Below are 8,896 nucleotides of genomic sequence, written 5' to 3' on the forward strand. Positions count from 1 at the left end.
AATGCCGTCAGGCGCGCAGCGTGGCAAAAAAATGTTGCCGTACCGCGTCGGCGTCGACGCCCAGGCACAACCGCTGGGCGCGCAGGCCGGCGAACGGATCATCGCGCGAGGCGAGGGTGCTCACGCGCTGCAGCGTCTGGCCGCGGCTGATGCCGTCGGTCACCACGCGCACCGGCGCTGTTGTCACGCGGAACGCCTGCGGCAGCGCCAGCCACGACAGCGTCAGGGTATCGTGCAGCGCCATGCCATCGAATCCTTCTTTTTGCAGGCTGTAAGCCAGATAAGGCCGGCAGATGGCACTCAATACTGGCTGATTCAGCTGGCGCACTTCTTCACCGCTGATCAGCACCTTGTGCGTCACATCCAGCGGCAGCATCACCACCGGCAGCGCCGAGGCCAGCACCTGATCGGCGGCATGCGGATCTTTCCAGATATTAAACTCGGCGAACGGCGTCACGTTACCGGCGTGGCCGTCGGTGCCAAACGCGCCGCCCATGATCACCAGCTCTTTCACCAGCGGAATGATATCCGGCGCCTGGTTGATGGCGCAGGCGATGTTGGTCAGCGGCCCGATTGCCACCAGGGTAATCGCGTGCGGCTGCGCGCGTACGCTGTCGATGATGAACTGCACCGCGCTGTCGGCAGCATCGCTATACGGGTTGTCGAAGGCATCGCCGAGACCGTCTGCGCCGTGCAGGCTCGCCGGTGCGGAAGGGGCCAGCGCCAGCGGACGCGAACAGCCGCGATACACCGGTGCGCTGATGTTCATCTTTGCACAGAACAGCCGGGCATTTTTTACCGCCTGGCCAACCGCGACATTGCCAAACACCGTGGTGATGCCCAGCAGCCGCTGCGTGCGCGCCGCATACGCCAGCGCAAAGGCGTCATCCACGCCGATATCAGTATCAAAAATCAGGGTACGCATCGGAATCTCCTTGCTGATGATGTCTGCCACGTTAAAGCATAATCTTGCGCGGCGATACGCTGGCGGCAGGTCAATATTGTCACCTCCGATGCGCCAGCGTATTATCGTGCCTCTGAGGTGATGGCGTGCCACCTTACCCAACCGCCTTCTGGTCACAGACGGCTGATGACGCCTGACAACTTGCTTATCCCTGCGCGGGAGACGGCGGTGTGTCAGGTGTATTTTTCTGTCCTGCCGCGGCCCTGCGCGTAACCCAATTCAGGAGCTCCAGACTATGTTGAAGTCGCTGTTCGCGGTCATGATCGGTGGTGCCATCGGTTGCACGCTGCGCTGGCTTATCTCATTACGTTTCAATACGTTATTTCCTAATCTGCCGCCAGGTACGCTGATCGTCAATCTGGTCGGTGGCTTTATTATCGGCGCGGCGATGGCGTGGTTTGTACGCAATCCGCACATCGATCCCACGTGGAAGCTGCTGATTATTACTGGCCTGTGCGGCGGGCTGACGACGTTTTCGACCTTCTCGGCCGAGATCGTGATGTTGCTGCAATCCGGAAAATACCTGTGGGCAATGTCGAGCGTGATGGTGCATGTCATCGGTTCATTGCTGATGACCTTTGCCGGTTTCGCCGTGGTGAACCTGCTGGGATAAACGACACGCTTGAAATCACCCTGAAGAGGGGGATACTGATCAGCATGCTGTGCGGGTGGCGCACAGCATTTATCACCGCTTTATCCGGACGATTAAGGAGCCGTTGATGTCTGCTAACCCGAAATTCCTTAACCTGGTGCTGTTAAACGGTGAATCGGCGCATAAGCTGCAGGCGGCGCGCGCCGCCGGGTTCGATCAGGTTGAAATGTGGCGGGAAGAGGTCACGGAGCACACGGCGGGCCTGGCCGCGCAGCTGAATCTGGGCTTTACCAATCTGCAGGTACTGCGTGATTTTACCGGCGCGCCGGACAGCGAACGGCTGCAAAAGCGCGCCGAACTGCGTGATTTCATTCGCGTCGCGCAATCGCTGGGCTGCGATACTATTCAGGCGCCGGCGACCACGCGCGAAGACTGCGTTGCAGAGCGTATTGATGAGGATCTGCGCTGGCTGGCCTCGGAAGCCGCGCGCTATAACATGCGTATCATGTATGAACCGATGGCGTGGTGCAGCGTCGACAATACGCTGCCGCTGGCGTGGCAGCGTTTGCAGCGGCTGGATCAGCCCAATATCGGGCTAGTGGTCGATCTGTTCCACATCTGCGCACGCGGTGGCGATGCCTCTCAGCTCGACGGTATTCCGGCCGACCGTATTTATGAAGTGCAGTTGTGCGATATGGCGCAGATGCCTCCGCAGGAAAAGCAGGCGCTGAGCGACTATGCGCGCCATCAGCGCTTACTGCCCGGCGACGGCATCATTGAAGTGGAACGCTTTGTCGATAAGCTGAAAAGCGCGGGCTATCGTGGTCCGGTGGGCATCGAAGTGTTTAACGATCGCCTTAAAGCACAGCCGCCGGAAGCGGCCGCGCGTCAGGCGTGGCAGGCGCTGCAGCGCTACTGGCCTTAATCCTGCAGGCACTGGGCGATGTAGGCCGCTGCCTGCATCGCGCCGTGGCTGGAAATGGTGTGGCCGGTGGTCGGTTCATACTGGGCGGTGACCGCCACGCCCGCGCTCTGCAGGCGCTGCGCGGCGGAGACGGTTTCGCTGAACGGAATCACCTCATCGGCTTTGCCGTGAATCAGCAGCGCGGAGGCATGCGGCGGCGGCGTCAGCGCCTCGTCAAAGGCCAGGCGACCGGAGAAAGCCACCACGCCAGCCAGCGGATAGCGTCCGGAGGCCAGCGCATCCAGCGCCATGATCGAACCCTGCGAGAACCCTACCAGAATCACCTTTTGCCACGCGCCAGTCATCGCGTGCTGCGCCATCAGCTGCTGCAGCGTCGCGTCAAAGGCGTCGCGCGCAGCCCGTACCCGCGCCGGACGGTTTTCCGGCGTGATGCCGGTCAGGCTGAACCACTGATAGCCCATGGCGTGCTCAAACGGAAAGGGCGCATCAGGCGCGGCAAATGCCACGTCGGGCAGCAGCGCTGACCAGTGTTGCCCCAGCACCGCCAAATCCGCGCCGTTACTGCCGACGCCATGTAAAAACACCACTAACGCTTTTGCCATTGCCCTGCTCCTTAAAAACCATAGTCCGCCATATCCGGTCCGGCCGGCACGATGCCGTTGGGATTCAGCGCTTTAATCGAATAATAGCCCTGTTTGATGTGGTCGATGTTCACCGTTTGCCGCACGCCGGACACTGCCAGCACACTCTTCAGGTAACGATCGAGCAGCGGGTAATCGCGCAGGCGGCGCAGGTTGCATTTGAACAGGCCGTGATAGGCGACGTCAAAGCGTATCAGGGTGACGAACAGGCGGATATCGGCTTCGGTCAGCCGTTCGCCCAGCAGGAAAGTGCGACCATCTTTCAGCCGCAGCTCCAGTTCATCCAGCTGCTCAAACACCTCACTGAACGCCTGCTGATAGCTCAGCTGGGTAGTAGCGAAACCGGTGCGGTAGACGCCATTGTTGAGGCGCGGATAGATCGTTGCGTTCAGCGCGTCGATCTCCGGGTGCAGATCCTCAGGATAGAGATCGAGCCGGTTGTCTGCCAGATCGCCAAAGCCGCTGTTGAACATGCGCAGAATATCCGCCGACTCATTGTTAACGATGGTCTGGGTTTTTTTATCCCACAGCACCGGCACGGTGGCGCGCCCGGTAAAGTCGGCGTCGGCGCGGGTATACAGCTGGTGGAGATAGTCAGCGTTGTTCAGCGGGTCGCGATCGGCACCGGGATAATCGCCGAAGCGCCAGCCCTGCGCGCCAAGCTGCGGCTCAACCACCGACACGCTGACGATCTGCTCCAGCCCTTTCAGGCTGCGCGCGATGAGCGTGCGCGAGGCCCACGGGCAAATCAGCGCGACGTACAGGTGATAGCGATCCGGCTCGGCGGCAAATTCGCTGCTGCCATCGGCACTGATCCAGTGACGAAAGCTGGAAGTCTGGCGCACAAAGCCGCCCTGTTTATCGGTGGCCTGAACCGGATGCCACTCTGCGCTCCACTTACCGTTTACCAACATCGCTCTGCTCCTCTGAAGTGATGTCAGCAGCTTACCGTGCTGCCGTTATGCTGATAATCCGGGCAAAACGGCTTTGATTGTTTCCAGAATGGAAGGAATCAGCCGGGCGGATGCAGGCGGAAGTGCTCGGCGAGAAAATCGATCAGCAGGCGGGTTTTCTGTGCCAGATGGCGCGCGGGCGGATACAGCGCAAACAGGCCCATCGCTGGCGGCGCAAAGTCCTCCAGCAGCGTAACGATTTCGCCCCGCTGCAGCGCCGGCGCAGCGATAAAACCGGGCAGGCGCGCAATGCCGAGGCCAGCCAGCGCCGCCTGCAGGCAGGCTTCGGTGTTGGAGAAGCACAGGCGGCCGCGAATCGGCATGCTGACGCTGTCGCCGCACGGCGTGACGAACGGCCAGTGCCACGGATCGCGAAAGTTGGTATCGCTGATGCACTGATGCGTCGCCAGATCGCGCCAGTGCTGCGGCGTGCCGTGCTGCAGCAGATAGCCGGGCGCGGCGGCGAGGCGAATCGGCACCTCGCCCAGACGGCGCGCAATCAGGCTGCTGTCATCCAGCTTGCCGATGCGGATCGCCATATCGAAGCCTTCATCGACGATATTCACGGCGCGGTCGGAGAAGTTGACGTCCAGCTCAATCAGTGGATAGTGACGCGCGAACGCCACCAGCACGCTGGCCAGCACCGCGGTGCCAAAGGTGCCGGGTGCGCTGATCTTCAGGCGGCCGGTAGGCGAGCGGGCATTCTCCTGCACCGTGGCATCCAGCGCGTCGAACGCCTCCAGCAGGGTTTTCACCCGTTCGTAATAGGCGCGGCCGATCTCGGTGGGCGACAGCGCCCGCGTGCTGCGCTTAAACAGCTGCACGCCAAGCTGCTGCTCCAGACGTGACACCAGCTTCGACGCCTGGCCGCTGCTGGTACCGAGCCGGGCGGCGGCACCGGCAAAGCTGCCGACTTCCAGTACCGCGACAAACATGCGATCACAATCAAGACGATCCATGGCATTTCCTGCAAGGGAAAAGGGTGAGTATACACAGGCGAAGTGAAAAATCGTGGCACGCACCGCGACAGCAACGTGCGCTGGATGGCGCAACGACCCGCTTTACATTCAGTGCGCTGCACCTTTCGCACGGCGGCAAAACCTGCTGAACTAGGCATTCGCCTCAAGCTGGCCGGGAGCCACCAATGCCTTTGCTTCACCTGTCATCGCTGGCGGAGATTACCGCTGCCGAATGGGATGCGCTATTACCTGACAATCAACCTTTTCTGCGTCACGCCTTCCTGTTATCGCTGGAAGAGAGTGGCAGCGTGCGCGCGGAAAACGGCTGGCAGCCGGATCACCTGCTGTGGCGCGAAGGCGGCCGGCTGCGGGCGGCGCTGCCGGGCTACCGTAAACGCAACTCGTGGGGCGAATATGTGTTCGACCACGCGTGGGCTGATGCCTGCCAGCGTGCCGGCATCGCCTATTACCCCAAATGGCTCGGCGCCATTCCGTTCAGCCCGGTGACCGGCGCGCGTCTGCTGGGTGACGAGACGGCCATTATTCCGATGCTGGAAGCGCTGCCCGATGCGTTGCAGCGGCACGGCTTAAGCGGGGCGCATATCAACTTCACCACGCCGCACGCCAACGCGCTGCTGGCAACCCAGCCGGACTGGCTGGCGCGTCTCGGCGTGCAGTATCACTGGCACAATCGCGGCTACCGCGATTTTCACGACTTTCTCGACACGCTGATGTCGCGCAAACGCAAGCAGCTGCGCAAAGAGCGCGAGCAGGTGGCCAGCAGCGGCTTTGCGTTTAACTGGTATCGCGGCGATGAGCTGCGTGAAGATCAGTGGGATTTTGTCTATACCTGCTACGCCAATACTTACGCGGTGCGCGGCCAGCGTCCCTATCTGACACGCTCCTTCTTCAGCCTGCTGGCGGAGCGGATGCCGCAGGCGATTCGCGTGGTGATCGCCACGCTACAGCAGCAGCCCGCCGCCATGGCCTTCTGTCTGGTGGATGACGACACGCTGTATGGCCGCTACTGGGGCTGTCTGGCGGAGTTCGACCGGCTGCACTTCGAGACCTGTTTCTATCAGGGCATGGATTTCGCCATCGCTGAAGGGCTGCAACGCTTTGATGCCGGTGCGCAGGGCGAGCACAAGCTGGTGCGCGGCTTTGAACCGCACATCACTCACTCCTGGCACTATCTGTGTCATCCGGGGCTGCGTGACGCGGTCGGGGATTTTCTGCAGCAGGAACGGGCAGGGGTGCGCGCCTGGGCACAGGAAGCGCGCGACGCCCTGCCTTACCGGCGCGGCGATTAATCGACGCCGACAAATCCGCCGGTCTGATGCTGCCACAGGCGCGCGTACAGCCCGCCGTGCGCCAGCAGTTCGCGATGGTTACCCATCTCAACAATGCCGCCGTTCTCCAGCACCACCAGCCGGTCCATTTTTGCAATGGTCGACAGGCGGTGGGCGATGGCGATCACCGTTTTGCCCTGCATCAGCGTCTCCAGACTCTCCTGAATCGCCGCTTCCACTTCCGAGTCAAGCGCCGATGTGGCTTCATCCATAATCAGAACCGGCGCATCTTTCAGCAGCACGCGGGCGATGGCAATACGCTGGCGCTGGCCGCCAGAGAGTTTGACGCCGCGCTCGCCGACGTGCGCATCCAGCCCGGTGCGGCCCTGCGGATCAGAGAGCAGCGGGATAAACTCGTCGGCGCGCGCGCGTACAATCGCCGCCTGCAGTTCGGCTTCGCTGGCGTCCGGGCGACCGTACAGCAGGTTTTCGCGAATCGAGCGGTGCAGCAGCGAGGTATCCTGGGTGATCATACCAATCTGACCGCGCAGGCTGGTTTGCGTGACCTGCGCGATGTCCTGATCGTCAATCAGGATGCGCCCGCCGTTGATGTCATACAGCCGCAGCAGCAGGTTTACCAGCGTCGATTTACCGGCGCCGGACGGACCAATCAGACCGATTTTCTCGCCAGGCTTGATGTTGAGATTCAGGCGGTTAATCACCTGGCGACCGCCGCCGTAGTCAAAGCGCACATCCTCAAAGCGAATCTGGCCGCGCGTCACCTGCAGCTTTTTCGCCTGCGGCGCATCCTGCACGCTGAGCGGTTGCGCAATGGTGTTCAGGCCATCCTGCACCATGCCGATGTTTTCGAAGATGCCGTTCACCACCCACATGATCCAGCCGGACATGTTCACCAGGCGAATCACCAGCCCGGTGGCCAGCGCGATGGCACCTACGCTGATCAGCGACTGGCTCCACAGCCACAGCGCGAGGCCGGAGGTACTGACAATCAGCAGGCCATTGAGCGTCGACAGCGTGATATCCATGCTGGTCACCATGCGGCTGGCATGCTGGGTTTTGTCGGTCTGCTCCTGAATAGCGTCGCGCGCGTAGCGTTTTTCCAGATCGTTATGGGCAAACAGTTTCAGGGTGGCGATGTTGGTGTAACCGTCAACGATGGTGCCCATCAGCTTCGATCGCGCCTCGGATGACACCACCGAGCGCTGCTTGACGCGCGGCACAAAGAAGCGCAGCGACAGACTGTACGCCACAATCCAGACGATCAGCGGAATCATCAGCCGCCAGTCGGCTTCCGCGAACAGCACCAGTGAGGTCACGGCGTAAATCACCACGTGCCAGATCGCATCCACCAGCTGGACCGCCGAGTCACGCAGCGAGTTACCGGTTTGCATGATGCGCTGAGCGATACGGCCGGCAAAATCATTCTGGAAGAAATTGAGGCTCTGCCGCAGCACATAGTTATGATGCTGCCAGCGGATCATGCTGGTCATGCTGGGGTTAATGCTTTGATGCACCAGCATATCGTGCAGGGCGATCACCACCGGCCGCAGAATCAGCGCCACCGCCGCCATCCACAGCAGAATCGGCCAGTTATCGCTGAACAGCGTGGCGGGCGTGGTGTGATTGACCAGATCGATAATACGGCTGAGGTAGCTGAACAGCGCCACTTCGATCAGCGCCTGCGCCAGTCCGACAATCAGCAGCGCGACAAAACTCGGCCACACCTGACGCAGATAATAGAGGTAAAACGGCCACACGCTGGCGGGTGGGGAATCGGTGGGGGCATCCTGAAAAATATTGATAAAACGTTCAAAACGACGATACAACATAAGGCCACTCTTTCCGATCGGTGAGAGTTAACAGCTTAGTGCAACTGAACAGGGATTATCGACATGGATTTGCAGATTCGCGGACGTGAGCCGGGCGATGCCGCCGCCTATCAACGTTTATACAGTCATCCTGAGGTGTATCGCTGGACCACGCAGCTGCCGTTTCCCAGCGTCGCCACCTGGCAGAAAAAATTCGAGCGGATGGACAGTGAAGGCTTCATCGGCTTTGTGGCGGAGATCGACGGACAGATGGTGGGCGAACTGACGCTGTTTACCGAACAGCGACCGCGTACACGCCACAGCCTCAGCTTTGGTATTGGCGTCGATCCGGCGTTTAGCGGGCGCGGCATCGGCGAGCGGTTGATCCGCACCGGCATCGACTATGCCTTTAACTGGCTGGGCGTGATCCGCGTTGAGCTGGAGGTGTTTCACGACAACCAGCGCGCGCTGCGCTTGTATCAGCGCCTGGGCTTTGAGCAGGAAGGCGTGAAGCGCAAAGCCTGCCTGCGCGAGGGCGAGTACCACGACATTATCGTCATGGCGAAACTGCGCGAGTGATGGTGGCGGTCGCCCTGAACCAGGGCGCCCTGTAACCAGGTCGCCATAAATGGCGCCCCTTATATCCCGATCATTCTCCTCCGGGTATGATGATCCCCGACTGATCATCGGGAAGTTGCTGGTGAGATGGGGGCGCCCCCTGGGCATAAAGCCTGCTTCGTAGAT

The 8,896-nt window shown here is 61.0% G+C and carries 9 protein-coding genes and 1 riboswitch; of the genes, 4 read left to right on the forward strand and 5 right to left on the reverse strand.

The genetic code is table 11. The features are described from left to right. Positions 1-7: 7 nt before the first annotated feature. The gene (locus tag MXF20_RS22260; RefSeq protein WP_325971527.1) at positions 8-925 is read right to left on the reverse strand and encodes a nucleoside hydrolase; all 918 of its coding nucleotides are present in this window, start codon (positions 923-925) and stop codon (positions 8-10) included. A gap of 107 nt (positions 926-1,032) precedes the next feature. After that, a riboswitch (Fluoride riboswitch) is annotated at positions 1,033-1,107 on the forward strand. Between the two features lie 92 nt (positions 1,108-1,199). Here MXF20_RS22260 and crcB point away from each other — a divergent pair. Together crcB and MXF20_RS22270 are read left to right on the forward strand one after the other, a co-directional pair. Further along, positions 1,200-1,577: a fluoride efflux transporter CrcB gene (gene crcB / locus MXF20_RS22265; RefSeq protein ID WP_325971528.1), complete on the forward strand. Its 378-nt coding sequence runs from the start codon at positions 1,200-1,202 to the stop codon at positions 1,575-1,577. A 106-nt stretch (positions 1,578-1,683) separates the two neighbouring features. Next, on the forward strand, positions 1,684-2,481 hold the full coding sequence (locus MXF20_RS22270) for a sugar phosphate isomerase/epimerase family protein (RefSeq protein WP_058770917.1): 798 nt from the start codon (positions 1,684-1,686) through the stop codon (positions 2,479-2,481). On the opposite strand, the gene MXF20_RS22275 is transcribed toward MXF20_RS22270, so the two are convergent. The 3 genes from MXF20_RS22275 to MXF20_RS22285 all read right to left on the reverse strand — a co-directional run bounded on the left by MXF20_RS22275 (position 2,478) and on the right by MXF20_RS22285 (position 5,034). After that, positions 2,478-3,083 carry an alpha/beta hydrolase gene (locus MXF20_RS22275; protein ID WP_325971529.1) on the reverse strand — a complete coding sequence of 202 codons (606 nt, stop codon included), beginning with the start codon at positions 3,081-3,083 and terminating at the stop codon, positions 2,478-2,480. The two genes, MXF20_RS22270 and MXF20_RS22275, sit on opposite strands and share 4 nt — an antisense overlap. Before the next feature lie 11 nt (positions 3,084-3,094). Further along, entirely contained in the window at positions 3,095-4,036 is a 942-nt protein-coding gene (locus tag MXF20_RS22280; protein ID WP_325971530.1) for a glutathione S-transferase family protein, read from the reverse strand. A 98-nt stretch (positions 4,037-4,134) separates the two neighbouring features. Then, complete coding sequence (locus tag MXF20_RS22285) at positions 4,135-5,034, reverse strand: LysR family transcriptional regulator (protein WP_058759361.1); 900 nt, start codon at positions 5,032-5,034, stop codon at positions 4,135-4,137. Between the two features lie 185 nt (positions 5,035-5,219). Here MXF20_RS22285 and MXF20_RS22290 point away from each other — a divergent pair, with 185 nt between their 5' ends. Further along, positions 5,220-6,344, forward strand: coding sequence for a GNAT family N-acetyltransferase (locus MXF20_RS22290; protein WP_325971531.1), 1,125 nt, complete (start codon positions 5,220-5,222; stop codon positions 6,342-6,344). Here the strand turns inward: MXF20_RS22290 and MXF20_RS22295 are convergent. Further along, positions 6,341-8,173, reverse strand: coding sequence for an ABC transporter ATP-binding protein (locus tag MXF20_RS22295; RefSeq protein WP_325971532.1), 1,833 nt, complete (start codon positions 8,171-8,173; stop codon positions 6,341-6,343). The genes MXF20_RS22290 and MXF20_RS22295 overlap by 4 nt on opposite strands. Positions 8,174-8,236: 63 nt before the next feature. Here MXF20_RS22295 and MXF20_RS22300 point away from each other — a divergent pair, with 63 nt between their 5' ends. Next, positions 8,237-8,731: a GNAT family N-acetyltransferase gene (locus MXF20_RS22300; protein WP_325971533.1), complete on the forward strand. Its 495-nt coding sequence runs from the start codon at positions 8,237-8,239 to the stop codon at positions 8,729-8,731. Positions 8,732-8,896: the final 165 nt, after the last annotated feature.

It is taken from the genome of Pantoea dispersa, from assembly GCF_035783935.1.
Classification (GTDB): Bacteria; Pseudomonadota; Gammaproteobacteria; order Enterobacterales; family Enterobacteriaceae; genus Pantoea; species Pantoea dispersa_C.

What these genes read in the sequence shown, in the direction of transcription:
- MXF20_RS22260 (WP_325971527.1), bottom strand. Translation starts at nt 925, where the DNA reads ATGCGTACCCTGATTTTTGATACTGATATCGGCGTGGATGACGCCTTT.
- crcB (WP_325971528.1), top strand. Translation starts at nt 1,200, where the DNA reads ATGTTGAAGTCGCTGTTCGCGGTCATGATCGGTGGTGCCATCGGTTGC.
- MXF20_RS22270 (WP_058770917.1), top strand. Translation starts at nt 1,684, where the DNA reads ATGTCTGCTAACCCGAAATTCCTTAACCTGGTGCTGTTAAACGGTGAA.
- MXF20_RS22275 (WP_325971529.1), bottom strand. Translation starts at nt 3,083, where the DNA reads ATGGCAAAAGCGTTAGTGGTGTTTTTACATGGCGTCGGCAGTAACGGC.
- MXF20_RS22280 (WP_325971530.1), bottom strand. Translation starts at nt 4,036, where the DNA reads ATGTTGGTAAACGGTAAGTGGAGCGCAGAGTGGCATCCGGTTCAGGCC.
- MXF20_RS22285 (WP_058759361.1), bottom strand. Translation starts at nt 5,034, where the DNA reads ATGGATCGTCTTGATTGTGATCGCATGTTTGTCGCGGTACTGGAAGTC.
- MXF20_RS22290 (WP_325971531.1), top strand. Translation starts at nt 5,220, where the DNA reads ATGCCTTTGCTTCACCTGTCATCGCTGGCGGAGATTACCGCTGCCGAA.
- MXF20_RS22295 (WP_325971532.1), bottom strand. Translation starts at nt 8,173, where the DNA reads ATGTTGTATCGTCGTTTTGAACGTTTTATCAATATTTTTCAGGATGCC.
- MXF20_RS22300 (WP_325971533.1), top strand. Translation starts at nt 8,237, where the DNA reads ATGGATTTGCAGATTCGCGGACGTGAGCCGGGCGATGCCGCCGCCTAT.